Genomic DNA, 23,928 nt, shown 5'->3' on the forward strand with positions numbered 1-23,928 from the left:
ACGCCATTGGTGGCGCGGTCCGATCCGGGCGCGCTCAGGGAACGGCGCTCGGTTGCGGAAGGTTCCCTGTTTTATGCCTTGGCGGGAGGCAGGAACGCGGCGGACAGCCCGTGGTACAGCCGTTCGCGGCACACCATCGCGCTCACCGTGTCGGCGATCAGCGCGGTGGCGAACAGCGGCAGGATCAGCCCCCGGCTGGCGGTGGTCTCGCTGATGATGATGACGCCGGTCAGCGGCGCGCGCACGACACCAGTGAAATAGGCGGCCATGCCCAGCACGACGATCGCCCCCGCAGGCGCGCCGTCGAACAGCGCCGAGACCAGGTTGCCGATGCCCGCGCCGACCGCGAGCGAGGGGGCAAAGATGCCGCCGGGCGTGCCGCTGAGCGTAGTGGCGATGGTGGCCACCAGCTTGGCCGGGCCGAACCATAGCGAGCCGCCCTGCGCCTCGACCAGGTCGCGAGTCGTGTCGTAGCCGGTGCCCCAGGTGGAGCCGGTCGCCACGCCCACGACGGCGACGATCGCGCCGCACAGGAGCGCGAGCCGCACCGGGCGGGCGCGCAGCGCGACCAGCCAGGGGTGCTGTGCCTTGCCGAAGCCGAGCACCCCGCGCGCGAACATCCCGCCTGCCAGCCCGCCGACGATGCCGACGACCGGCACGATGGCCAGCGTCGCGCCCAGCGCCAGCGTCTGCCGCATCGCGCCGAAATAGACATAGTCGCCTGCAATCCCCAGGCTGACGAAGCCCGCGATCATCACCGCCGCCATCACCAGCACGGCGACGCGCTGTTCATAGGCCGAGGCAAGCTCCTCGATCGCGAAAGCGACTCCCGCCAGCGGCGTGTTGAACGCAGCCGACACGCCCGCCGCCCCGCCCGCGATATAGACGCCCGCGCTGATCGGCACGCGCAGGACGCGGTGGACCGCGACCATGATCGCGGCGCTGATCTGCACCGTCGGGCCTTCGCGACCCACCGATCCGCCGGCGGCGAGCATGACCAACGTCAGCCCGAATTTCGCCGCTGCGGTGCGCAGGGCGACCAGCGGCCCGCGCGCGGCGGCGGCTGGATCGCGGCTGGCGGCGATCACCTGCGGGATGCCCGATCCCCGCGCCGGGGCGAACCAGCGCCGCGTGACCCAGGCAACCCCCGCGAACAGGGCAGGCGTCAGCAGCAGCGGGGCATAGGGCCAGCGCGCCACCAGCGCCGCGAAGGCGCGCTGCGCCTGGTCCCCCAGCGCGGCAAAGGCGAGCGCGACAAGCCCGAGCAGGACGGCGCCTACGCCGGTCGCGATGCGGCGCCGCGCGACCGGCAGCACGGTGTCGCCGTCGCGCGGGGCGAACCGGTCGGCAATCGCCCGGAGCCGCCGGGGCGCCGTCACGCGGATACGCTGTGGGTAAAGAACATGGCCGCCCTTTTGGGCCATTTACCGCCGATGCTCCACCCCTCTTGGCAAGGAGGTGGCGCACGGCGCCTGTGCCGGGCCAGGCTCGCCGGGGCGCGGGCGCGGGTGGAAGTTGCTGAAACCCGGCGCTATCTACCGCGATCCAGTAACAGCCGGCGAGAATGGATGGCGTCGATTTCCCCCCTTGGCCCGACGCATGAATCGCGGTGGCGACACAATCCGCTCTATCGCTGGTGGCGGATGTCGATCGTAAACGGCATTGACCATGCAGCGGTGATGGACCGCATCGTGCAGGATAGCGGCTGGTCGCCGCGCTATCTGTTCATGACGATGATGTCGGCGGGAATCGCGGTGCTGGGGCTGTTGCTGTCCTCGCCTGCCGTCGTGATCGGCGCGATGCTGATCTCGCCGCTGATGAGCCCGATTCTGGGATTGGGCTTCAGCCTCGCGCTGTTCGATTTTGCCGAGATGCGGCGCTCGCTTGCCGCGCTGGTGCTGGGCTCGGTGATCGCGGTGGCGTTTACCGCGCTGATCGTGCTGCTCTCGCCGCTCCAGGCCGCCACCAGCGAGATCATTGCACGGACGCGCCCCAACCTGTTCGACCTTGCCGTCGCGCTGTTCGCGGCGCTGGCGGGCACCTTCGCGATCATCCGCGGGCGCGGCGAGACGATCGTCGGCGTCGCGATCGCAACCGCGCTGATGCCGCCGCTGGCGGTGGTCGGCTATGGCCTCGCGACCGGCAACATGCCGGTGCTGGCGGGGTCGCTGGCGCTGTTCGCGACCAATTTCGTGACCATTGCGCTGTCGGCGATGGTCATGGCGCGATTCTATGGCTTCGGCCATTTTCTCTCCAGCCAGCAGAGCTGGACGCAGACGATCCTGTTGCTGCTGCTGTTCGTGGCGATGGCGATTCCGCTGGGCGTGTCGCTGCGCCAGATCGCTAGCGAGGCCGTGGCGGTGACGCAGGTGCGCTCGCTGCTGACCGAGAAATTCGGGGCCGAGGCGCGCGTCACCCAGCTGAGCGTGGACTTCGCCGCGCGTCCGATCGTGGTCCGCGCGGTGGTGATCACGCCGCGCGGGCGGGCGCAGCGCAACCCGGTGCTGCAGGCCGAACTCAGCAAGGCACTGGGCCGTCCGCTCACGCTGCGGCTCGACCAGATCCTGCTCGATCCCGGCGCGGGCGCGCTGGACGCGCAGCGCGAGGAACTGCGCCAGGCCGCCGAGGCCAGCAGCGGAGAGACACAGCGGATCACGCAATTGTCGCAGATGGTGGCGCTGGCCACCGGCACGGCGCCGGACGACGTCACGGTCGATCGCGACCACCACCGCGCGACCGCCGCCATAGCCCCGCTTCCCGGCGCGACGCTGGCAACCTATCGCGCGCTGGAGCAGCGCCTTTCGGCACAGGCGCCGGGATGGGACATCGCGATCGTGCCGCCCCAGGCGGTGCTGCCGGTGCTGTCGTTCGACGGCGCGACGGACACGCTGGACGGCGCGGTGCGCGAGGCGGTGCTGACCTCCGCCTGGGCCGCGCGGCGATGGAACCTGCGCGCGTTCGCCGTGCCGGGATTGCCGGCGCAGACGCCTGCGCGCCCGACCCTGTCCCAGCGGCGTGCGCTGGCGATCGCGGCGCTGCTGCGCGAACAAGGTGTGGAGCCCGTGCCCGCTCCCGCTGCGGGACAGGCATTCGAACTCGCGGTGCCGCGCTAAGGCGCATAGAATGCCGTGCAACAGCGGCGCGGGCAACGCGTTGCACGATGCGGGAGAGCCATCATGTCGACGTCCACCACGCTGCCCGATGCCGAATGGATCGATCGCGCCGAACGCGAGGGCGCGACGCGCGAGGCGGCGCTGGCGGCGTTCGATCGCTGTGCACCGGTGCCGGTAGAGGCGATGTTCGGCGAATGGCGCGGCGGCGAAGTGGCGACCGGGCACCCGATGGACGGGATGCTCAGTGCGTTCGGATGGTATGGGAAGCGTTTCGAGGATGCCGACCGGGTCTTCCCCCTGCTGTTTCAGGAGAAGGGCCGCACCTTTGCGCTCGATCCGCGCTGGCTGCCGGTCGGGCTGGCGGCGCGGACGCGGATGCACGATCGCGGCTGGGCCGTGGCGGGATTTCGCCTCGGAAAACGGCTGATCGCGACCGATCAGCCCGGTGCCCGCTTGCGCGCAGTCGAATATCGCGGTGTAGCGACGGCGACCATGATCTATGACCGACAACCGATAAACGACCATTTCCGCGAGGCGGCGCCCGGCCTGCTGCTCGGGCTGATGGACCTGCGCGGGTTTCCGCCCTTCTTCTTCACGCTGCGGCGCGTGGGCACATGACCGGCAGCGAATTGCAGGACCTGATCGTCGGCCGGCTGTTCCGCAAATATGGCGGGCGCAAACGGCAATGGCAGCTGGCGGTAGGGCCGGTGACGGTGCGCGACCTGGCGACGCATCCGCATTGCAACTGGTCGATCGCACCGGCGGGGTCGATCGCGGAGAATGAGGCGATTGAGCGGCTGCTCGACGAAGTGCGGGCCAGTTTCCCGCTGGTGGTCAACGGTTGAGCGGCCGTCGGCCCGGCGATTGCCGGACCGACGGTGGTTCCCGCTTTAGAAGCCGAAGCGCAGCGTCGCGCGGAGATCGCGGCCGGCCAGCGGTGCGAAATCCTTGAGGAAGCTCGAGTGGCGGCGTGCCTCCACGTCGAACAGGTTGTTGGCGCTGAGCAGCAGCGAGACCTTGTCGTTGCCGGGGATCGGCTTGAACCCGACCGAGGCGTTGACCATCGTATAGGCGGCAGTGGTCGTCTCGAACGGCGCGATGCGGTCCTGCTCGAACACATGCTCGACTTCGGCGCGGGCGCTCACCCGGTCCGACTGCGCCTCAATCCCGCCCAGCACGCGCGCCGGGGGAATGCGCGGCACGGGGCCAGCATCGACGATGTTGGCATGGACATAATCGCCCAGCGCATCGACGTTGATCGCATAATTGCCGATCTGGGCGAGGCGGAACGAGGCGTCGGCCTCGAACCCGTAATAGCGCGCATCGGCCTGCTGATACTGGAAGCAGGGCAGGTCGACCTCGCGCCCGCTGGGATCGGCGGCCGCCTGGCACACCGACGTCGCCACCTGGTTTTCCGAGATATAGTTGGAGAACCAGTTGTAATAGGCCGAGGCATCGAAGCTGAAGCGGTCCTGGTGGACGTGCAGCGTGCCTTCCAGCCCCCACGACTTTTCGAGCTTGAAGTCGGCATTGCCCAGTTCCCATGCCTGGGTGCCGGCATGGCCGCCGCGCGCGAACAGTTCCTCGGCGGAGGGGGCGCGTTCGGTGCGCGAGGCGTTCAGGCCGATGCGGACGCCATCGGCGATCTGGTACGACAGGCCTGCCGAACCCGACACCGCGTCGAAGCTGCGCTTGCCCGAGAAGAAGCGCGTGTCGCTGGCGAGCGGCGTCGCCTCCAGCGTGCTCGATTCATAGCGCAGCCCGCCTTCCAGGCGCAGCGCGCCCAGGTCGAACTGTTGCAGCGTGAACAGCCCGAGCTGGCTGGTGCGGTTCTTGGGCAGGAAGGCCTCGTCGCCCTCGACGTTGAAGTCGCGGTGGTAATATTGCACGCCCGACGCGCCGCTCCAGCCGCCGCGATTGGCCTGGAGCAGTTCCAGCCGGCTTTCCAGCCCCTTGTTGTAGAAGGCGGTGCCGACCGAGCCGTCTTCTTCCAGCTCGAAATGGTGATAGTCGGCATAGCCCGCACGAACGCGGATCTTGTCGAGGAAGCCGCCGCCGGTTTCCACTTCGCCGCGCAGATCGACGCGGTCCTGGGCCACCTGGAGGCGCGGCGCTTCCTGTTCCTGGCCCGATTCGGTCGCGTAGCGGATCGGCACGCCGTACAGGCTGTCATAATGGCTGTACGAAATGCCGAGATTGCCGGTGTCGGTAATGAGCGCGGCGCCGACGCCTGCGGTCCAGGTGCGTGCGGCCGAGTTGGGCAGCGTGTTCTTCAGCGCGGCGGTGGCGGCGAAATCGGGGTCGTCCGCGGTGACCGGGCCGGCGGCGGCGGTCAGCGCGTCGCGGCGCGCCTGGCGCGACAGGACATGGCCGCCAATGTCGAGATCGTCGCTCTTCAGATACGAACCGTCGGCGTGGAGGACGATCTTGCCCGCCAGCGCTACATCGGCGGCGCCGCCGACCGAGCGCTCGTTCGCGGCCGAGCCGTAATTGGCGATGCCGCTCACGCGGTAGCCGTTTTCGGGGATCGCGCGCGGGATGCGGCTGTCGATCACGTTGACCACGCCGCCGATCGCCGACGAGCCATAGAGCAGTGCAGAGGGGCCGCGCACGATTTCGACGCGCTCGGCGAGCAGCGGATCGATGATGACGGCGTGATCGACCGAGGTGTTCGACACGTCGATCGAGCCGATGCCGTCGGTCAGCACGCGGATGCGCTCGCCCTGGAAGCCGCGCAGGATCGGGCGCGACGCGCTGGGGCCGAACGACGTGGCGGACACGCCGGGCTGGCGGGCCAGCGTCTCACCGATGCTGGGGCGCAGGTTGCGGGTCAGTTCTTCGCCCGAGACGACGGTGGTGCCGGACAGCACATCCTTCTCGCTCTGCTGGAGCAGGCCGGTGACGACGATCTCGTCGCCCTTCGACGTGGGGGTGGACTGGCCATCGGCGTTGGCGGGGGCGGGCGCGCTGGTGTCGGGCTTGGGCGGCGTGGTGTCGGGGCCGGCGGCATGGGCGGCGGCGGGCAGGGCGAGCGCGAGCGACGCGGCGCTCAGCAGGAAGATCGAACGCATGGGGGAGTACTCCAAGAACCTTTGTTTTTCCGAGGGGTGCGAAACGGCAGGTATGCGCGCGCAGCGGGAAGCGGCAGCGTGCAGCGGGGCGTTTCTCAGGCTTGGAGCGGTTCCGGGGGCGCGCGGCTGCGCCAGTTATGCGAGGGTTCGAGGCGCGCCAGCGGACGCGCGACGATCGCTGCGGCCCGGAAGGATACAGGCGCGACCAGCGCGATCGTGATCGCCGGGGGCAGCAGCAGCGGCCCGGCATGCGCCGTCTCGCGGCAAACCGGGCAATTGGCGGGTGAATCGAACGGCGAATCGGTGCGCGATCCATCGTCGGCGACGGCAGTGGGCGCCCACATCGCCAGTTGCTGGATCGCGTCGAAATGGCGGTGCGTCTGGGTAACGATCGCCTGCCATGCAAAGGCGAGCAGGACGGCCCAGAGCAACAGCGTGCGCAGGGCGTCCGCGCGCCGACGCGGCGCGCGATGCGCTCCGTGGCCGGGGAGGATGCCCGTAGAGGTCGTGCCGACGCTCAACGCTGGTACCGAGTAATCACTGCTATTGCAGTGCAGCAGCACCGATATGTTGTAAAGTCACATGGCGAAACATGGCGACGCATTTGCCGGCCGTGTTGCGCGAAAGCGACGGTGCGGCAGCGGGCGCCGCACCGTCGCGAAGGATCAGCCGACGAACGCGCGCTCGAGCACGAACTGGCCGGGCTTGGAATTGGCGCCCTCTTCGAAACCGCGCTCCTTGAGCAGCGCCGCCATGTCGTTGTTCATCGCGGTGCTGCCGCACAGCATGACACGATCGGTCTCGGGATCGAACGCGGCGGGACCTTCCAGCCCCTGGAACAGCGCGCCCGATTCGATCAGGTCGCCGATCCGGCCCTGGGTGCGGAACGTCTCGCGGGTAACGGTGGGCACATAGTGGAACTGCGCCTGTGCCTGGTCCTCGACCAGCGGATCGCCGACGAGGCGCGAGTCGAGCAGGTCGTGATACGCCAGGTCGCTGACGCGGCGCACGCCGTGGACCAGCACGATCTGGTCGAACATGTCATACACATCGGGTTCGCGGATCAGGCTGAGGAACGGCGCCATGCCGGTGCCGGTCGAGAGCAGGAACAGCCGCTTGCCCGGCAGCAGTGCGTCGGTGACCAGCGTGCCGGTCGGCTTGCGGCCCAGATAGATCTGGTCGCCTTCCTGGATCAGCTGGAGCCGCGAGGTCAGCGGGCCGTCCTGCACCTTGATCGACAGGAACTCGAGTTCCTCGGCATAGGTGGGGCTGGCGATCGAATAGGCGCGCATCAGCGGCTTGCCGTCGGCAGGCAGCCCGATCATCACGAATTCGCCCGCGCGGAAGCGAAAGCTGGCCGGGCGCTCGATCGCAAAGCTGAACAGATGCTCGTTCCAGTGGCGCACCCAGCGGACGGCACAGCTTGCGAAGCTGGGATGCTCGTCGATCAGCACGGGGGCGCGAAGGGGGGTGGTCATTCGAATGGGGTCCTGAATCGGATCGGTTGGGTGGCACGGGACTCGTGCAGTGTAACGCGCAGTTGCAAGTCGTTCGCGTTGGCGCAACCGCAAATTGGGTTTGGACGCGTGCAAAAAATGTGTCCCGGCGGTGCCGCGGGTTCGATACACCCGGCGCATGACCCTGGTTTCGATCGGCCGGCGCGGCGCCGGCGCTGGTGCTGCGGCCCGCTGGCGGCTGGTGCTGTTCGCCTTCGGCGACTTCGCGTTCAACCTCTATTGGCAGAGCGTGATGCTCTTCCTGCTGTTCTACTACACCGACATCGTCGGGATCGGCGTGGGCTGGGCGGCGACGACCTTCACCATCGCGCTGGTGTGGGACGGGCTGGTGAGCTTTGCGGTCGGCATGGCGGTGGACCGGTGGCGCGCGCCGGGCGGGTATCGCCGCTATCTGATGCTGGGCGCCGTGCCGCTCGGCGTGTCGTTCGTGCTCCTCTATCTGCCCGTCCCGGCCAGCGGCGCGCTTGCGGGGGCGATGATCCTGGGCACGCACCTGCTCTTCCGCACCGGCTATGCGATGGTCAACATCCCCTATCTGGCGATGTCGGCGCGGGTGAGCAGCGATGCCGGCGACCGCGCGCTGGTGGCGGGGATGCGGATGCTGTTCGGCACGCTGGCGCTGGTGGTGGTGACGCTGGGCACCCAGCCGCTGGGGGCGTGGCTGGCCGGGGGCAAGGGGCCGATCGCGGCGCATCTGGCGGCGGCGGCAGCGCTGGCGGGGGTGGGCACCGCGATCCTGCTGCTGGTCGGCGCGTTCGCGCCCGAGCATCGCCCGGCGCCGGTACAGGCGCCCCCGGCGCTGGGCCGCGTGCTGGCGGCGCTGGCGCACAACCGCGCCTTCGTGCTGCTCAACGCGGCGATGGCGGGGGTGGTGATCGCATCGACCTTCCTGTCGAAGTCGGTGCTCTATTACTACAAGACTGCGTTCGGCGACGTCGCGGCGGGGCAGCTGGCGTTCGCGCTGATGGGGGCAGTGGGGCTGGTGGCGGTGCCGCTATGGACGCTGGCGTGCCGGGCGCTGGGGGGCATGACGGCGTGGTTCGCCGCCACCGGGCTGGCGCTGGTGCTGCTCGGTGCCTTTGCCGGCAACGCCTTTGCGGGGACGCACAGCACCCAGTTCTTTCTCGCCGCGATGCAGGTGGCGCTGATCGGGCTCAACATCGTGTTCTGGGCGTTGCTGCCCAACACCGTCGAATATGGCGAGCGCGTCACCGGGCTGCGGCTGGAGGGCGCAGTGATGGGGCTGGCGGCGCTGCTCCAGCGGGTGGCGATCGGCGTCGCCACCGCGTTGTTCGGACTGACGCTGGAGACGATCGGATACCGGGCCGACATGGTGGCCGGCGCCGCGACGCGCGACGCGCTGCGGCTGGCGGTGGCGCTGGTGCCGCTGGCGTTCCTCGCGGTCGCGGCGGTGCTGATCGCGCTCAGCCCGCTTGGCCGCCGCGCCCATGCCGCCGTGCTGGCGGCATTGGCGCGGGAGTAAGGGGCGTCAGCTGGCGACCAGCTCGAACTTCCCCGCAAGCCCCTCCGCCTCTGCCGAAGGCGCGACCCATAGCGTGAAGGCGCCGGGTTCCACCGTCGGCTTGTTGTCGCGGCCGATGAACAGCAGGTCGGCGCGAGTCAGGCGGAATTCGACCTGCTTCGATTCCCCCGGTGCCAGCGCGACCTTGCGGAAGCCCTTGAGCTGGCGGACCGGGCGCGTGACGCTGGCGGTCAGGTCGCGGATATAGAGCTGCACGACTTCCTCCGCCGCGCGCGTGCCGGTGTTGCGCACCGTCGCCCGCACCGTCAGCGCCCCGTCCCAGGGCAGCCGCGCGTCATGCGCCAGATCGGCATAGGCAATCGCGCCATAGGTAAGGCCATGGCCGAACGGATAGAGCGCCGAATTGGGGATGCTGCGATAATGCGCCTTGTATTCCTGGAGCGCGCCCGGCGGGTTGGGGCGGCCCGTGGGCTTGTGATCGTAATGATAGGGCACCTGCCCGGGCGCGCGCGGGAAGCTGACCGGCAGTCGGCCCGACGGACTGTAGGCGCCATAGAGCACATCGGCGATGGCGGGGCCGGTCTCGGTGCCGAGGAACCAGCTGACCAGAATCGCGGGCGCAGCGGCGACCGCGCCGCCCAGCGCCAGCGCGCGGCCGTTCTTGAGCAGCACGACGATGGGCTTGCCGGTCGCGGCGACGGCTTCGGCCAGCGCCATTTGCGGGGCGGGAACGACGATCTCGGTCACGGCCTGCGCCTCGCCCGACATGCGCGTGCCTTCGCCGATCGCGAGCACGACGATGTCGGCGGCGCGGGCGGCGGCCACGGCGGCGTCGATCCCGCCGGCCAGCGGGGCCTCGATCTCCGAACCCTGCGTCACGCTGATAAGGTCGGGGCGCGCGGCGGCGGCGCGCATGCCGGTGGCAAGGTCGATCGCCTGGCCATCGTCGCCATAGACGCACCACGGGCCCACCAGGTCATGCTGGCCCGACGCGAACGGCCCGATCAGCGCGACGCGCGCATCCTTGCGCAGCGGCAGCAGGTCGCCGTCGTTCTTGAGCAGCACCATCGATCGGCGCGCGACTTCGCGGGCAAAGCTGCGGTGCGGCTTCGACAGGACGACGGCCTTTTCGCGGCGCGGATCGGCGCGGCGGAACGGATCGTCGAACAGGCCCAGCCGCGCCTTCACTGCCAGCACGCGGCGCACCGCCTGGTCCAGCCGCGCCATCGGCACTGCGCCCGACGCGACCAGCGCGGGCAGATGCTGGATATACAGCCCGCTCTGCATGCACATGTCGACGCCCGCCAGGAACGCGATCCGTGCCGCGTCACGCGCGTCGGCGGCAAAGCCATGCGCGATCATTTCCTCGTCGCCGGTGTAATCCGACACGACCAGCCCGTCGAACTTCCACTCGCCGTGCAGTACGTCGTCGAGCAGCCAGTGGTTGCCGGTGGCGGGGATGCCCGACAGTTCGTTGAACGCCGCCATCACCGATGCCGCGCCCGCGCCCAGCGCAGCCTCGAACGGCGGGAAATAGACTTCGCGCAGCGTGCGTTCGGAAACGTCGACAGTGTTATAGTCCAGCCCGCCCTCGGCCGCGCCATAGGCGGCGAAATGCTTGGCGCAGGCGAGCACCGAATCGCGATCGGTCAACGCCTTGCCCTGGAACCCGCGCACGCGCGACGCGGCGAACAGATTGCCCAGATACACGTCCTCGCCCGCACCCTCGACGCCGCGGCCCCAGCGGGCGTCGCGCGCGATGTCCACCATCGGCGCAAAGGTCCAGTCGATGCCGGCTGCCGCCGCCTCGGTCGCCGCGACGCGCGCGCTGCGCTCCGCCAGCTCGGGTTCCCAGCTTGCCGCCTCGCCCAGCGGCACCGGGAAGACGGTGCGATAGCCGTGGATCACGTCGGCGGCGAAGATCAGCGGCACTTTCAGGCGCGATTCACGCACCGCCACAGTCTGCATCCGGCGCGACATTTCGGCGCCCGCGCCGTTGAACACGCCGGTCAGCCGACCCTTGCGGACCTCGTCCAGCTGCTGCTCGAAGGTGGCGCCTGCGGTGGGGGGATTGAGCGCAGTGGCAGCAGCGCCCGCCCAGGCTGCGGCGTTCAGGGTTAGCTGCCCTGCCTTCTCCTCGACCGTCATCTTCGCGATCAGCGACTCGACGAACGCCGGGACCGGCGCGTCCTGCGCGGCACGGATCAGCGCGCGGGCGGGGCTGGCCGCCCATGCCGCCATCGCGCCTGCACCCATCAGCGCCGCGCGGCGCGAGATCCGGGAATTCAACATCTTACTGTCCTCTCCTGCAAGAACGGCGGGCCTGGCGACGGGCCGTCACTCGATTGAAACTTTTTGCTTGGGCAAAATCCTGTAACCGGTTACATAGCACGCAGGTCAGGTCCTCGCGCAACCGGTTTCATGCCGGGGCGGGGCCGATTGGGTCGAAAGCCGAAGCGCGGGGACATGCGCGGGCTGGTTGAGGATGCAGGGACGTTATGGCGCACGCCACCATTCGCGATGTCGCACGTGCGGCGGAGGTTTCCGTCGCATCGGTGTCGCGCGTGATGAACGGTCTGGACAATGTCCACCCCGACACGCGCCAGCGCGTGCTCGCCGCAGCCGAGGCGCTGGGATATGTGCCCCATGCCGGTGCGCGCAGCCTCAGCATGGCGCGGTCGCATGCGATCGGCGTGGTGCTGCCCGACCTGCACGGCGAGTTCTTTTCCGAAATCGTGCGCGGTATGGATCGCGAGGCCAATGGCCAGGGCTTCCAGCTGCTGCTGTCGAACATGCACGACGACATCGACCTGGCGTCGCAGGCGCTGCGGGCGATGCGCGGGCGGGTGGACGGGCTGCTGGTAATGGCGCCGCACCTCGATGCCGGCGCGCTGATGCGCAGCATGCCGCGCAACGTGCCGGCGGTGCTCATCAATTGCCGGGCGGACACGCATGTCGCGACGCTCCTGGTTGACAACGTTGGCGGTGCGGACACGATGGTCCGCCACCTCCTGAGCCTTGGCCATCGCCGGATCGCGCATATCGCGGGGCCGCACGGCAACCTCGACGCCGAGGAGCGGCTGGCCGGCTTCCGCCTGTCGATGCGCCGCCATGCCGGCGTGGACAATCCGCTGGTCCTGCCCGGCGACTTCACCGAAGAGGCCGGCGCCGCCGCCGCGCGCACGCTGATCGCGTCGGGCCGCCCGGTGGACGCGGTGTTCGCCGCGAACGACATGATGGCGATCGGATGCCTGCTCGCGCTGCGCGAGGCGGGGATCGACGTGCCGGTGCAGGTCGCCGTCGCCGGCTTCGATGACATTCCGGTCGCCCGCTATCTGGGCCTGACGACGATGCGCGTCCGCATCGCCGACATCGGCGCCCGCGCCGTCCAGCGGCTGACCGCCCGGCTGAACGGCACGGGCGACCAGGCGACCACCGAACTTCACGCGCCCGAACTCGTCGCGCGGAAGACCACAACGATAACCGAACAAGAATGACCGTCAGGGTAAAAGGAACAAGGACAATGATGAATCGTCAGGGGAAGGCGCGCCGCTTTGGTCTTGCCGCCATGCTCATGCTGGGCACGGCGACCAGCGCGGTGTCGATCACGCAGGCACATGCGCAGCAGAGCCAGGCGACGCTGCGCGGCAAGATCACCGAACAGGGCCAGCCGGTGCAGGTCCAGTCGGTCACCGCGACCGAAATCAGCACCAATTATCGCGCCAATGGCTCGGTGAGCGCCGACGGCACCTACCAGTTCGCGTCGCTGCGCCCCGGCACCTATCGCCTGACGATCGTGACCGCCGCCGGCACGCGCAATACCGACAATTTCACGCTGACGGTCGGCCAGGCCGCGCAGCTCGACATCGACCTGACGGCGCCGCAACCGGCGGCGGGCACCCCTGATGCCGGCGTCGATGGCGCGGCGGCGGGCGACGAGATCATCGTCACCGGATCGCGCATCCGCACGCTGGAAGGCGGCGAAGTCGGCGCGACGATCACCCAGCGTCTGATCGACACGCTGCCGCAGAACAACCGCAACTTCCTGGCCTTTGCCGACCTCGCGCCGGGCGTTTCGCTGGAGACCGGGGCTAATGGCACCGTCCGGGTCCAGGGCGGCGCGCAGGCGAGCCGCAGCGTCAACGTGTTCATCGATGGCGTCGGGCAGAAGGACTATGTCCTCAAGAACGGCATCACCGGGCAGGATTCGTCGAACGGCAACCCGTTCCCCCAGTCGGCGATCGGTGAGTACCGGGTCATCAGCTCGAACTACAAGGCCGAGTTCGACCAGGTCAGCTCGGTCGCGATCACGGCAGTGACCAAGTCGGGCACCAACGAGTTCCATGGGGACGCGTTCTTCGATTTCACGAACCAGAGCCTGCGTTCCAAGACCGCGCTCGAATCGCACAACGATAGCGACAAGACCAAGACGCAGGACATGCAGTTCGGTGTCTCGCTCGGCGGGCCGATCATCCAGGACAAGATGCACTTCTTCGCCGCTTATGAAGGCAAGCGGAACAAGGTGCCGGTGGAAGTGACTCCGGCGGCGGGGCGCCCGATTTCGTCCTATCCGGCGGAATATCAGGACGTTTTCGGCAGCTTCAATCGCAAGTTCAACGAGGACCTGTATTTCGGCAAGATCGACATCGTGCCGACCGATGCCGACCTGATCGAGCTGTCGGGCAAGTACCGCAAGGAAAGCGGCGTCAACTGGAACAGCGGCCAGACCGCCGAGAGCGCCACGACCAGCAACGACGTCAAGGAAAAGCGCGGGCTGCTGCGCTGGCAGCACACGGCGGACAGCTGGGTGAACGACGCCAAGCTGTCGTATGAGGACGTGTCGTGGAGCCCGACGCCGCGCTCGTTCGGCAACGGCTTCATTTTCCAGAACAACCAGCAGGCTACGCTGCTGCAGACCGGCTCCAGCCCGAGCTATCAGAACAAGGGGCAGAAGGGCTGGACCGTCCAGGACGACTTTACCTACACCGGCTTTACCGGCCATGCGATCAAGCTGGGCGTCAAGACCAAGTGGGTGAAGCTCAACTCGCAGCAGCTGAACTACACCAACCCGCAGTTCACCTATAATGTCGATTATTCGGCGACCATTCCGTGGCGCGTCCAGTTCGGCGTTCCGGTTGCGGGCGTCGGCGATGGCACGATCACTTCGGACAACTTCCAGCTGGGCCTGTACATCCAGGACGACTGGGATGTCACCGATCGCCTGACGATCAACGCCGGCCTGCGCTGGGATTACGAGCGGACGCCGTCCTATCTGGATTACCAGACGCCTAGCGACCTGGTCAGGGCGCTGTCGTCGGCCAATTATCCGAACCTGAACAACGCGAACTACAAGATCAGCGACTATATCTCGACCGGCAAAGAGCGGAAGGCGTTCACCGGCGCGTTCCAGCCGCGCATCGGCTTCAGCTATGCGCTGGACGAGGCACGGCGCTTCACCGTGTTCGGCGGCTATGGCCGGTCCTACGATCGCAACCAGTTCGACTATGTCAGCCAGGAACAGACCTCCGGCGCGTTCCGCACGCTCACCTATCAGTTCAACAATGGCGATCCGCAGCATAGCTGCGCCGGCGCGAACTGCGTGGCGTGGAACACCAACTACCTGACTCCGGCCGGGCTGGCGACGCTCGCCACCTCGACCACGGGCGGCGGCCGTGAAATCCTGCTGGTCAACAACGACCTCAAGATGCCCTATTCGGACCAGTTCAGCCTGGGTCTGCGCAGCAAGTTCGGCATGTGGCGCCCCGAGATCGGCTATACGCATATCGAGAGCCGCAACGGCTTCGTCTGGCTGCTCGGCAATCGCCGCGCGGACGGTACCTTCTTTGCGCCGGGTTCGACGTTCGGCTCCCAGCCCTGGGGCTTTGCGCCGTCGGGCTATGGCTCGATCATCCTTGGTACCAACGGGCTCAAGACCAGCGCGGATTCGGCGTATGTGAAGATAGAGAAGGACTATACGCCCAGCTCGCCGTGGAGCGTCAACTTCACCTACACCTATACCGAGGCGCAGGAAAACCGGGCGTTCGGCGAAGTCTATTCGCTCGATTACGCGTCGATCGACGATTATCCCACGCTGCGCTCGACCGGCGTGTCCAAGCACCGCGTGATCTTCGCGGGCAGCGCCGACCTGCCGTTCGGCCTGACCGCATCGACCAAGATCCAGCTGCGTTCGCCGCAATATGTCTATGGCACGACCAATGCGGGCGGGCCGCAGGTGATCGAGGGGCAGAACAAGCGCTCGTTCATCCTGGGCGACTGGTGGGCGTTCCGCCAGGTCGACTTCGCACTCAGCAAGTCGATCCCGGTCCGCTTCCTGTCCGAACAGTCGGCGATCCGGGTGCGTGTGGACGTGCTGAACCTGTTCAACACGGCGAACTACACGTCGTATAACGGCGACGCCAACTCGCCCAATTTCGGGCGCCTGAACGGCAATTACGAAACCGGCGGCTATCCGCCGCGCACGTTCAAGCTGTCGGCTGGCTTCAGCTTCTAAACCTACCCCTCCTGGGCGGGGCCGCCCAAATCCCTTTGTCGGCCCCGCCCATCTTTTTTGGAGACACGATCGTGCCTACCCGCCGCTCGCTTATCGCCCGTGGTTCGATGCTGATGGCGGGGGCTGCGACGGCAGGTTGCGTGGGGACGGTGCAGAGCGCCGGCGCGGCGAAGCGCGACGCGCTGTTCGACGATATTGCCGCGCGCACCTTTCGATTCTTCTGGGAAACCACCAACGCCGCCAATGGGCTGGCGCCCGATCGCTGGCCGACCAAGGGGTTTTGCAGCATCGCCGCGACCGGCTTTGCGCTGACCGCCTATCCGATCGGCGTCGATCGCGGCTGGATCACGCGGGCTGAGGCGGCGGAGCGCGCCGTGCGCACGCTGCGCACCTTCTGGAACGCGCCGCAGGGCGATGCCGCCGGCGGCATGACGGGCCACAAGGGCTTTTTCTATCATTTCCTCGACATGGAGACGGGCGCGCGTTTCGGGCGCACCGAATTGTCTTCGGTCGATACCGCGCTGCTGCTCGGCGGCGTGCTGTTCAGTGCCGAATATTTCGACGGCGCCGCCCCGGTCGAGGCGGAGATCCGCGATCTGGCGCACAAGATCTATGCCCGCGTCGACTGGCGCTGGATGCAGACGGACAAGGGCGTGCTGTCGATGGGATGGCACCCGGAGAACGGCTTCATACCCTCCAGCTGGCACGGCTATAACGAGGGGATGCTGGTCTATATCCTCGCGCTCGGCGCGCCGGATGCGGACAAGCGGCCCCAGGGCGATGCCTGGGCGGCATGGGCCGCCACTTATCCGCACAGCTGGCGCGGCGAGGGGGATGGCCGCCACCTCGCCTTCGCCCCGCATTTCGGGCACCAGTACAGCCATGTCTGGGTCGATTTCCGGGGCGTGCGCGATGCGACGATGCGCGAGGCCGGGTTCGACTATTTCGAGAACAGCCGCCGCGCGACCTATGCCCAGCGCAACTATGCCATCGCCAATCCGATGCAGTGGGACGGCTACTCCGCCGACATCTGGGGCCTAACCGCGTGCGACGGCCCGGCAGGCGTGAAGCGCATGGTGAAGGGTGTCGAGCGCAGCTTCCGCACCTATTCCGCGCGCGGGCCGATGGGGCTGCCCGACGAATTCGACGACGGCACGCTGGCGCCCACCGCCGCGCTGGGATCGATCGCCTTCGCCCCCGAGATCGTCGAGCCCTGCGCCCACGCGCTCCATGCCCGCTATGGCCGGCGGCTCTATGGCAAATACGGCTTCCTCGACAGCTTCAACCCCAGCTTCCGCTTTGCCGATGTGCCGCTGAACAAGGGGATGATCGATCCGGCGCTCGGCTGGTTCGACGACGATTATCTGGGGATCGACCAGGGGCCGATCCTGGCGATGATGGCCAATCGCGACAGCGATTTCGTCTGGGCCCGGATGCGCAAGTCCGCGCCGATCCGCGCAGGCCTGACACGCGCGGGGTTCACCGGCGGCTGGCTCGGCTGACGCGCGGTTTTGCGCGGGGCAGGGGGTGCAAGCCGCCGCGTTTCGCACTACATGGCGCGGCATGAACGAGATCACCGTCGGAGCGCTCCAGCTCGCCTTCACCAATGACATCGACGCCAATATCGCGGCGGTATCCGAACTCGTGCGCGAGGCCGCGGGGCGCGGCGCGCAGGTCGTGCTGCCGCCCGAGCTGTTCGAGGGCGAATATTTCTGCCGGGTCGAGGACGAGGGGCTGTTCGCGACCGCCAGGCCGGTGGAGTCGCACCCCGCCGTGCTGGCGATGCAGAAGCTCGCCGCCGAGCTGCAGATCCACATCCCGACCAGCTTTTTCGAAGCGGACGGGCCGCATCACTATAACAGCCTGGCGATGATCGGCCCGGACGGGACGGTCGCGGGCGTCTATCGCAAGAGCCACATCCCCGATGGCCCGGGCTATGAAGAGAAATTCTATTTCCGCCCCGGCAATACCGGGTTCAAGGTGTGGGACGGGCCGCAGGCGGCGGGCGGGGCCAAGCTGGGCGTCGGCATCTGCTGGGACCAATGGTATCCCGAAACCGCGCGCGCGATGATGCTGATGGGCGCGCAGCTGCTGTTCTTCCCCACTGCGATCGGCAACGAACCGCACGACGACAGCCTGGACACCGCCCGGCTGTGGCGCCGCGCGATGGTGGGCCATGCGGTGTCCAACGTCGTGCCGGTGATCGCCGCCAACCGGGTGGGGACCGAGCATGGCCAGACCTTCTACGGCACCAGCTTCATCGCCAATGAGCGCGGGGACATCGTCGCCGAGCTGGACCGCACCGAGACCGGCGTCATCACCGCGACGCTCGACCTCGACGTGGTGAAGCGCCACCGCGCCGCCTTCGGCTTCTTCCGCGATCGCCGGCCCGAGCTGTACGGGCGGCTGGTGCAGGATATTTAACGCGCGGGCAGGCTTGCGTTCGTCCTGCCGTGGAACACGCCGCGCGCCTTGATCGGGCGCGTGCAGCCGCCTTCGCTGCGCAGCACGCCCAGATATTGCGTGGCCTCCGGCTCGCGATCCAGCGTGCGCAGCGCGGGCCGCTCCGCCGGCTCGGCGCCTGCGAAGGAAAGGCTGTTGTGCGGATCGCACGGCGCCAGCGCGGCGGGAGCGGCGTCCACGGGCGCACGCTCTTCGGCAAGCGCTGCGGCGGGGAACAGGGCAAGGGCAAGCAACAGCGCGGGCATCGGCACTCTCCTTCGGTCGGTGCAGACTATCATCGCTGTGCGTCCGTACAATCCCCGCTTGGCGCCTGCCGGCATTGCGCCCACAAGCACGCAACGCCAGCCGGAGACCCATCCATGCGCAGCACGACCACGCACAGCGAACGCCACCTCGCCAGCCGGATCGGATGGTTGCGCGCGGCGGTGCTGGGGGCGAATGACGGGATCGTCTCTACCGCCAGCCTGATCGTCGGCGTCGCCGCCGCCGGGCCGGAGCGCGGCGCGATCCTGGTCGCGGGGGTGGCGGGGCTGCTCGCGGGCGCGCTGTCGATGGCGGCGGGGGAGTTCGTCTCGGTCAGCTCGCAGGCCGATACCGAGCGCGCCGACCTGGCGCGCGAGGCCGAGGAAATCCGCACCGACCCGGCGTTCGAGCGCGACGAGCTGGCGGCGATCTATGTCGGGCGCGGCGTCGATCCGGCGCTGGCGCGGCAAGTGGCGGAGCAGATGATGGCAGCGGACGCGCTGGGCGCGCATGCCCGCGACGAGCTGGGCATTTCCGAAGTGATGACGGCGCGCCCGCTCCAGGCGGCGATGGCGTCGGCGGCGACCTTCTCGGTCGGGGCGGCGGTGCCGCTGATCGTGGCGCTGCTGGTGCCGCAGGGAGCAATCGTGGCGGCGGTGTTCGCGGCGGCGCTGCTGTGCCTCGCGGTGCTCGGCTGGGTCGGCGCACGGGCGGGCGGCGCAAGGCCCGTGCCCGCCGTGCTGCGGGTATCGTTCTGGGGCGTGGTGGCGATGGCCGTCACTGCGGGCGTAGGTGCCCTGTTCGGGGTTGCCGCGTAAGATCAGGTCGCGTCCACGCGACGCAGACCGCCCGCCCCGCCTCCCCACCCGACCACCAATGATACCATCAGGCTATGGTGGTCGGGTGGCGAGGCGGGGCGGGTGGCGCAGGGGTTAATGTCAATGAACCCGGATGATACGCGCATCCTCGCGAACCGCCAGCGCGCGGGCGAACACGACCTCGAACATCTCCGCCGTCAGCCGGCCGGTGTTCTGGTTGTAGCGCGAGCAATGATAGCTATCGATGACGATGCGGCCATCGGGCATGCGATGTTCGGCCAGATGGGCGAAACGCGTCTTGGGCAGCTTGCCTCCCAGCGCCTTCACCGTCGATTGGTGCGCGATCTGGCCGAGTGCCACATAGACGCGCGCCCGGGGCAGTGCCGCTGCCTCCGTGACCAGGAACGGGCGGCAGGCATGGATTTCGGCGGGCACCGGCTTGTTGTCGGGCGGCACGCATTTGACGGCGTTCAGGATCGCGACGCCGCGCGGTTCGCCGCCCTCCGCCAGCCCGAATTTCTCCAGCGTGGCGAACAGCAGCGTGCCCGAATCGTCGCCGGTAAAGGCGCGGCCCGTGCGGTTGGCGCCGCGCAGCCCCGGTGCGAGCCCGACGATGGCCAGCCACGCATCGCTCTCCCCCAGTGCCGGGACGGGCGCGTTCCACCATTCGGGCTGCTCGGCGCGCAGCGTTTCGCGCAGCGCGACCAGCCGGGGGCAGCGGGGGCAGTCGCGATCGGGCGCGTCGGCAAGGATTGGCAGCGTCATCGTCGCGCGATAGGCCCCGGCGGGTGGTAACGACAAGCTACGCAATCGCACTTGGATCGAATCGCGCCGGGCGGCATGGCGGCCCGGCGCGCGAAGTCGCGGCGGCGCTGGCCGCGCTGGGTGGCGTGGTGGCGGTGTCGCGGATGCTGCACACGCCGCCCCTCGGGCCGTCTATTCGCCGTTTCGTCAACGCCGTGGCGCTGGTGGAGACCAGCGAAAGCCCGCCGGAACTGCTGGCCCGGCTGAAGGCGATCGAGCGCGCGTTCGGGCGGCGGCGGGGCCAGACCTGGGGCGCGCGGGTGATCGACCTCGACATCGTGCTGTGGTCCGGCGGCGCGTGGTCCGGCACGGGACTGACCGTGCCGCACCCGCAGTTTCGCAATCGCGGCTTCGTGCTGGCCCCGCTGGTGCAGGTCGCACCCCGCTGGCGCGATCCGCTGACCGGGCGCAGCATCCGCCAGTTGCATGCGCTGCATATTCACTCGGGTTGACCCGCCCGGCCACCATGCTTAGGGGCCACCGGCGTGGGCTCGTAGCTCAGTCGGTAGAGCAACGGACTTTTAATCTGTAGGTCCCGGGTTCGAATCCCGGCGAGCCCACCACCACCCGTCGCGCATGTGTCGGAGCGCGGCCACAAGTGGGTGACGTGGCACCGTTTAGCCTGATAGTGCAGGCCGCATACGAACGCGGTAGCGCAGGTGAGGAAAACGGAATGCCCATGCTCATGAAAAAGCTGTTCTGGGTTCTCATCACGCTGATCGGCACGGCGGCGCTGGCCGTGATCGCCAGCGCGCGAGGCGAGCCGATCAACGCGCTGTGGGTGCTGGTCGCTTCGGTTTCGGTCTATCTGATCGCCTATCGCTTCTATGCCCGCTTCCTCGCGAGCCGCGTGGCACAGGTCGATCCCGCGCGACCGACACCCGCCGTGCGCCGCCCCGACGGCACCGATTTCGTGCCGACCAACCGCAACGTGCTGTTCGGCCACCATTTCGCCGCCATCGCCGGCGCGGGTCCGCTGGTCGGGCCGGTGCTCGCCGCGCAGATGGGCTATCTGCCGGGGATGCTGTGGATTCTTGCCGGCGTGGTGCTGGCGGGCGCGGTGCAGGATTTCCTGGTGCTGTTCCTCTCGGTCCGCCGCGACGGGCGTTCGCTGGGCGAGATGGTGCGGATGGAACTGGGCGCCTGGGCGGGCACGATCGCGATGGTCGGCACCTTCCTCATCATGGTCATCATCCTCGCCGTGCTCGCGCTGATCGTGGTGCGCGCGCTGGCGCATAGCCCGTGGGGCACCTTCACTGTCGCGGCGACGATGCCGCTCGCGGTGGTGATGGGCGTGTACATGCGCTTCGTGCGACCGGGCCGCGTGGGAGAGGCTTCGCTGATCGGGCTGGTCGGGCTGTTCGCGGCGATCGTCTATGGCCAGCAGGTGGCGGCCGATCCTGCGCTGGCGGCATGGTTCACCTTCACCCCGGTCCAGCTCTGCTTCATCCTGGTGGGATATGGCGCCGTCGCCGCGCTGCTCCCCGTATGGCTGCTGCTCGCGCCGCGCGATTATCTTTCGACCTTTCTCAAGATCGGCGCGATTGCCGCGCTGGCGATCGGCATCGTCGTGGTGGCGCCGCCGCTCAGGATGCCGGCGCTGACCCAGTTCGTGGACGGCAGCGGGCCGGTGTGGTCGGGTACGCTGTTCCCCTTCCTGTTCATCACCATCGCGTGCGGCGCCGTCTCGGGCTTCCACGCGCTGATTTCCAGCGGCACGACGCCCAAGCTGATCGCGTCCGAGGGCGATCTGCGCTTCATCGGCTATGGCGCGATGCTGATGGAGAGTTTCGTAGCGATCATGGCGCTGATCTCCGCCTCGATCCTCGATCCCGGCATCTATTTCGCGATGAACAGCCCGACGGCGATCGTCGGCACCGATCCCCAGAGCGCCGCTACAGCGGTGACCGCAATGGGCTTCCCCATCGCGGCCGAGACGATCGCCGACACCGCCCGCGACGTGGGCGAGACGACGATCATAAGCCGCGCCGGCGGTGCCCCCACACTGGCCGTGGCGATGGCGGACATCTTCAGCCGGATGATCGGCGGCCGCGCGATGATGGCGTTCTGGTACCATTTCGCGATCCTGTTCGAGGCGCTGTTCATTCTCACGGCCGTGGATGCCGGCACGCGCGCCGGACGCTTCATGCTGCAGGACCTGATCGGCCTTGCCGTCCCCAGTTTCCGCAACGCGACGGGGGTGGTGCCGGCGCTGGTCGGCACGCTGCTGTGCGTCGGCGCCTGGGGCTATTTCCTCTATCAGGGCGTCACCGATCCGCTGGGCGGGGTGAACACGCTGTGGCCGCTGTTCGGCATCGCCAACCAGATGCTGGCCGCCATCGCGCTGATGCTGGCGACGGTGGTGCTGTTTCGGATGAAGCGCGATCGCTATGCCTGGGTCACGCTGCTGCCCACCGCGTGGCTGCTCGCCTGCACCGTGTCGGCGGCGGGATTGAAGCTGCTGTCCGCCGATCCGCGCGTGAGCTTCCTCGCCCATGCGGGTCGGGTACGCGACGTGATGGCGCGCGGGGAACTGCTCGCGCCGGCCAAGTCGGTGGCGGAGATGCGCAGCATCCTGTTCAACGATCTGGTGGATGCGACGCTGTGCGGCCTGTTCCTTGGCGTCGTGCTGGCGACCCTGGTGTTCGCCATCCGCGCCTGTCTGGACGCGCGGCGCGCGCCCGGGCCCACCGCGCACGAGCTTCCGCTTGCGGCGGCGGCCTGAGCCATGGTGCGGCTTCCCAAGGGGATATGGAGCGGTGTTCGCGAAGCACTGGGGCTGATCGCGGGCGTGCCCTCCTATGAGCGGTACCGCGCACACATGGCCGCCTGTCACCCGGATCGGGAGCCCAAGTCGCGCGGCGCATTCTTCGCCGCATGCCAGCGCGCGCGCTATGGCCGGGGCAAGGGGCGCTGCTGCTGAGGCGTGATGCGATGCCGGGGTAGGGCGGTCACACCGTGCAGGTGCGCACCGCCTGCTCCAGCGCCGTCAGCGGATCGCCCTGCGGCACGAATTCGTGCGCGAAATAGCCCTGGAAGCCCAGGTCGGCGATGGCGCCGGCAACCGCGCGCCAATTGACTTCCTGCGTGTCGTCCAGGTTGTGGCGACCGGGGACGCCGCCGGTGTGGAAATGGCCGATCCACTGGATGTTGCGGCGGATCGTGTCGATCAGATCGCCTTCCATGATCTGCATATGGTAGATGTCGTACAGCAGCTTCACGTGCGGCGAGTTCACTTCCTTCGCGACGCGCACGCCCCATTCGGTGTGGTCGGCCATGTAGTCGGCATGGTTCACCTTGCTGTTGAGCAACTCCACGCAGATCGTCACGCCATTGTCCTCGGCGATGCGCTTGACGCGGTTGAGGCCGGCGATGGTGTTCGCGGCGCCCTCTTCATCCGACATGCCACGGCGATTGCCCGAAAAGGCGATCACGTTGGGCACGCCCGCCCTGGCGGCCTGAGGGATGCCCGTGCGGAACGCCTTTTCGATCGCCGCATGGTTTCCCAGCCGGTTCAGCCCGTTGGGAATCGTCATCGGGTCGGCGGCATAGCCCATGGTGCAGCGCAGGCCGTACCGGCGCGGCGTTTCATAGTCGGCGGGATCGAGCAGATCGATGCCCTGCAGCCCGATCCGGGCCGCAGCGGCGCACAGCTGATCGAGGGGAATGTCCTTGTAGCACCATCGGCTGGCCGATTGTTTCAGCCGGCCGGCGGGTGCGGCGGCGGCGGGGAGCCCGGCTGTCGCCCATAGTGCGAGAGACGTTCCGATGACGTGGCGTCGCGTGATCATGCCTGTTTGTTACTGAAGACGGGCTTCGCGGCAACACCATTGCCTGCCGAAGCCGATTGACCTGGCTCGCAGGGATCGGCCTGCGCGGCATGAAAGCGGCGCCGGGCACATCAG

At 68.3% G+C, this 23,928-nt stretch carries 20 protein-coding genes and 1 tRNA gene; 13 read left to right on the forward strand and 8 right to left on the reverse strand.

Annotation, left to right across the window (positions count from 1 at the left end; genetic code table 11):
- Nucleotides 1–71: 71 nt before the first annotated feature.
- The gene (locus tag ACG3SL_RS00865; RefSeq protein WP_448663260.1) at nt 72–1,379 is read right to left on the reverse strand and encodes a chloride channel protein; all 1,308 of its coding nucleotides are present in this window, start codon (nt 1,377–1,379) and stop codon (nt 72–74) included.
- Nucleotides 1,380–1,568: 189 nt separating this feature from the next.
- Here ACG3SL_RS00865 and ACG3SL_RS00870 point away from each other — a divergent pair, with 189 nt between their 5' ends.
- The 3 genes from ACG3SL_RS00870 to ACG3SL_RS00880 all read left to right on the forward strand — a co-directional run bounded on the left by ACG3SL_RS00870 (nt 1,569) and on the right by ACG3SL_RS00880 (nt 3,958).
- Complete coding sequence (locus ACG3SL_RS00870) at nt 1,569–3,113, forward strand: DUF389 domain-containing protein (RefSeq protein ID WP_448663261.1); 1,545 nt, start codon at nt 1,569–1,571, stop codon at nt 3,111–3,113.
- Between the two features lie 63 nt (nt 3,114–3,176).
- A complete protein-coding gene (locus ACG3SL_RS00875) occupies nt 3,177–3,731 on the forward strand; it encodes a DUF4334 domain-containing protein (protein ID WP_448663262.1) in 555 nt (184 codons plus the stop codon).
- Nucleotides 3,728–3,958 carry a hypothetical protein gene (locus ACG3SL_RS00880; RefSeq protein WP_448663263.1) on the forward strand — a complete coding sequence of 77 codons (231 nt, stop codon included), beginning with the start codon at nt 3,728–3,730 and terminating at the stop codon, nt 3,956–3,958. Before ACG3SL_RS00875 ends, ACG3SL_RS00880 begins: the two co-directional genes overlap by 4 nt.
- A 45-nt stretch (nt 3,959–4,003) precedes the next feature.
- Here ACG3SL_RS00880 and ACG3SL_RS00885 read toward each other — a convergent pair whose 3' ends face one another.
- The 3 genes from ACG3SL_RS00885 to ACG3SL_RS00895 form a co-directional block, all read right to left on the reverse strand.
- On the reverse strand, nt 4,004–6,184 hold the full coding sequence (locus ACG3SL_RS00885) for a TonB-dependent receptor (protein WP_448663264.1): 2,181 nt from the start codon (nt 6,182–6,184) through the stop codon (nt 4,004–4,006).
- Nucleotides 6,185–6,279: 95 nt separating this feature from the next.
- Complete coding sequence (locus tag ACG3SL_RS00890) at nt 6,280–6,705, reverse strand: hypothetical protein (protein WP_448663265.1); 426 nt, start codon at nt 6,703–6,705, stop codon at nt 6,280–6,282.
- A gap of 144 nt (nt 6,706–6,849) precedes the next feature.
- On the reverse strand, nt 6,850–7,662 hold the full coding sequence (locus ACG3SL_RS00895) for a ferredoxin--NADP reductase (protein WP_448663266.1): 813 nt from the start codon (nt 7,660–7,662) through the stop codon (nt 6,850–6,852).
- 157 nt (nt 7,663–7,819) lie between these two features.
- On the opposite strand from ACG3SL_RS00895, the gene ACG3SL_RS00900 reads away from it, so the two are divergent.
- Nucleotides 7,820–9,184 (forward strand): MFS transporter, encoded by a 1,365-nt coding sequence (locus tag ACG3SL_RS00900; RefSeq protein ID WP_448663267.1) that lies wholly within the window; start codon nt 7,820–7,822, stop codon nt 9,182–9,184.
- 6 nt (nt 9,185–9,190) lie between these two features.
- Here the strand turns inward: ACG3SL_RS00900 and ACG3SL_RS00905 are convergent, their stop codons facing one another.
- Entirely contained in the window at nt 9,191–11,476 is a 2,286-nt protein-coding gene (locus tag ACG3SL_RS00905) for a glycoside hydrolase family 3 N-terminal domain-containing protein (protein ID WP_448663268.1), read from the reverse strand.
- A 206-nt stretch (nt 11,477–11,682) separates the two neighbouring features.
- Between ACG3SL_RS00905 and ACG3SL_RS00910 the strand changes: the two genes are divergently transcribed.
- From ACG3SL_RS00910 to aguB, 4 genes are all read left to right on the forward strand, one after another.
- Nucleotides 11,683–12,681 carry a LacI family DNA-binding transcriptional regulator gene (locus tag ACG3SL_RS00910; RefSeq protein ID WP_448663269.1) on the forward strand — a complete coding sequence of 333 codons (999 nt, stop codon included), beginning with the start codon at nt 11,683–11,685 and terminating at the stop codon, nt 12,679–12,681.
- 26 nt (nt 12,682–12,707) lie between these two features.
- Entirely contained in the window at nt 12,708–15,695 is a 2,988-nt protein-coding gene (locus tag ACG3SL_RS00915; RefSeq protein WP_448663270.1) for a TonB-dependent receptor, read from the forward strand.
- A gap of 71 nt (nt 15,696–15,766) precedes the next feature.
- Nucleotides 15,767–17,197, forward strand: a complete 1,431-nt coding sequence (locus tag ACG3SL_RS00920; protein ID WP_448663271.1) for a glucoamylase family protein — start codon at nt 15,767–15,769, stop codon at nt 17,195–17,197.
- 61 nt (nt 17,198–17,258) lie between these two features.
- Nucleotides 17,259–18,119, forward strand: a complete 861-nt coding sequence (aguB, locus tag ACG3SL_RS00925) for an N-carbamoylputrescine amidase (protein WP_448663272.1) — start codon at nt 17,259–17,261, stop codon at nt 18,117–18,119.
- Here the strand turns inward: aguB and ACG3SL_RS00930 are convergent.
- Entirely contained in the window at nt 18,116–18,403 is a 288-nt protein-coding gene (locus tag ACG3SL_RS00930; RefSeq protein ID WP_448663273.1) for a hypothetical protein, read from the reverse strand. The two genes, aguB and ACG3SL_RS00930, sit on opposite strands and share 4 nt — an antisense overlap.
- Nucleotides 18,404–18,517: 114 nt before the next feature.
- Here ACG3SL_RS00930 and ACG3SL_RS00935 point away from each other — a divergent pair, with 114 nt between their 5' ends.
- The gene (locus ACG3SL_RS00935; protein WP_448663274.1) at nt 18,518–19,219 is read left to right on the forward strand and encodes a VIT1/CCC1 transporter family protein; all 702 of its coding nucleotides are present in this window, start codon (nt 18,518–18,520) and stop codon (nt 19,217–19,219) included.
- A 120-nt stretch (nt 19,220–19,339) separates the two neighbouring features.
- Here ACG3SL_RS00935 and ACG3SL_RS00940 read toward each other — a convergent pair whose 3' ends face one another.
- Nucleotides 19,340–19,984: a uracil-DNA glycosylase gene (locus ACG3SL_RS00940; protein ID WP_448663275.1), complete on the reverse strand. Its 645-nt coding sequence runs from the start codon at nt 19,982–19,984 to the stop codon at nt 19,340–19,342.
- Between the two features lie 23 nt (nt 19,985–20,007).
- On the opposite strand from ACG3SL_RS00940, the gene folK reads away from it, so the two are divergent.
- The 4 genes from folK (at nt 20,008) to ACG3SL_RS00960 (ending at nt 22,946) form a co-directional block, all read left to right on the forward strand.
- Nucleotides 20,008–20,475, forward strand: coding sequence for a 2-amino-4-hydroxy-6-hydroxymethyldihydropteridine diphosphokinase (folK, locus tag ACG3SL_RS00945; protein ID WP_448663276.1), 468 nt, complete (start codon nt 20,008–20,010; stop codon nt 20,473–20,475).
- Between the two features lie 35 nt (nt 20,476–20,510).
- Nucleotides 20,511–20,586 (forward strand) — tRNA-Lys (locus ACG3SL_RS00950).
- A 116-nt stretch (nt 20,587–20,702) separates the two neighbouring features.
- On the forward strand, nt 20,703–22,748 hold the full coding sequence (locus ACG3SL_RS00955; protein WP_448665207.1) for a carbon starvation CstA family protein: 2,046 nt from the start codon (nt 20,703–20,705) through the stop codon (nt 22,746–22,748).
- A 3-nt stretch (nt 22,749–22,751) separates the two neighbouring features.
- Complete coding sequence (locus ACG3SL_RS00960) at nt 22,752–22,946, forward strand: YbdD/YjiX family protein (protein ID WP_448663277.1); 195 nt, start codon at nt 22,752–22,754, stop codon at nt 22,944–22,946.
- Between the two features lie 28 nt (nt 22,947–22,974).
- Here ACG3SL_RS00960 and ACG3SL_RS00965 read toward each other — a convergent pair whose 3' ends face one another.
- Nucleotides 22,975–23,814, reverse strand: a complete 840-nt coding sequence (locus ACG3SL_RS00965) for a hydroxypyruvate isomerase family protein (protein WP_448663278.1) — start codon at nt 23,812–23,814, stop codon at nt 22,975–22,977.
- Between the last annotated feature and the right edge of the window lie 114 nt (nt 23,815–23,928).

The organism is Sphingomonas degradans, assembly GCF_053502645.1.

What these genes read in the sequence shown, in the direction of transcription:
- ACG3SL_RS00870 (WP_448663261.1), top strand. Translation starts at nt 1,569, where the DNA reads ATGGCGTCGATTTCCCCCCTTGGCCCGACGCATGAATCGCGGTGGCGA.
- ACG3SL_RS00875 (WP_448663262.1), top strand. Translation starts at nt 3,177, where the DNA reads ATGTCGACGTCCACCACGCTGCCCGATGCCGAATGGATCGATCGCGCC.
- ACG3SL_RS00880 (WP_448663263.1), top strand. Translation starts at nt 3,728, where the DNA reads ATGACCGGCAGCGAATTGCAGGACCTGATCGTCGGCCGGCTGTTCCGC.
- ACG3SL_RS00885 (WP_448663264.1), bottom strand. Translation starts at nt 6,184, where the DNA reads ATGCGTTCGATCTTCCTGCTGAGCGCCGCGTCGCTCGCGCTCGCCCTG.
- ACG3SL_RS00895 (WP_448663266.1), bottom strand. Translation starts at nt 7,662, where the DNA reads ATGACCACCCCCCTTCGCGCCCCCGTGCTGATCGACGAGCATCCCAGC.
- ACG3SL_RS00900 (WP_448663267.1), top strand. Translation starts at nt 7,820, where the DNA reads ATGACCCTGGTTTCGATCGGCCGGCGCGGCGCCGGCGCTGGTGCTGCG.
- ACG3SL_RS00905 (WP_448663268.1), bottom strand. Translation starts at nt 11,476, where the DNA reads ATGTTGAATTCCCGGATCTCGCGCCGCGCGGCGCTGATGGGTGCAGGC.
- ACG3SL_RS00910 (WP_448663269.1), top strand. Translation starts at nt 11,683, where the DNA reads ATGGCGCACGCCACCATTCGCGATGTCGCACGTGCGGCGGAGGTTTCC.
- ACG3SL_RS00915 (WP_448663270.1), top strand. Translation starts at nt 12,708, where the DNA reads ATGATGAATCGTCAGGGGAAGGCGCGCCGCTTTGGTCTTGCCGCCATG.
- aguB (WP_448663272.1), top strand. Translation starts at nt 17,259, where the DNA reads ATGAACGAGATCACCGTCGGAGCGCTCCAGCTCGCCTTCACCAATGAC.
- ACG3SL_RS00930 (WP_448663273.1), bottom strand. Translation starts at nt 18,403, where the DNA reads ATGCCCGCGCTGTTGCTTGCCCTTGCCCTGTTCCCCGCCGCAGCGCTT.
- ACG3SL_RS00935 (WP_448663274.1), top strand. Translation starts at nt 18,518, where the DNA reads ATGCGCAGCACGACCACGCACAGCGAACGCCACCTCGCCAGCCGGATC.
- ACG3SL_RS00940 (WP_448663275.1), bottom strand. Translation starts at nt 19,984, where the DNA reads ATGACGCTGCCAATCCTTGCCGACGCGCCCGATCGCGACTGCCCCCGC.
- ACG3SL_RS00955 (WP_448665207.1), top strand. Translation starts at nt 20,703, where the DNA reads ATGCTCATGAAAAAGCTGTTCTGGGTTCTCATCACGCTGATCGGCACG.
- ACG3SL_RS00960 (WP_448663277.1), top strand. Translation starts at nt 22,752, where the DNA reads ATGGTGCGGCTTCCCAAGGGGATATGGAGCGGTGTTCGCGAAGCACTG.
- ACG3SL_RS00965 (WP_448663278.1), bottom strand. Translation starts at nt 23,814, where the DNA reads ATGATCACGCGACGCCACGTCATCGGAACGTCTCTCGCACTATGGGCG.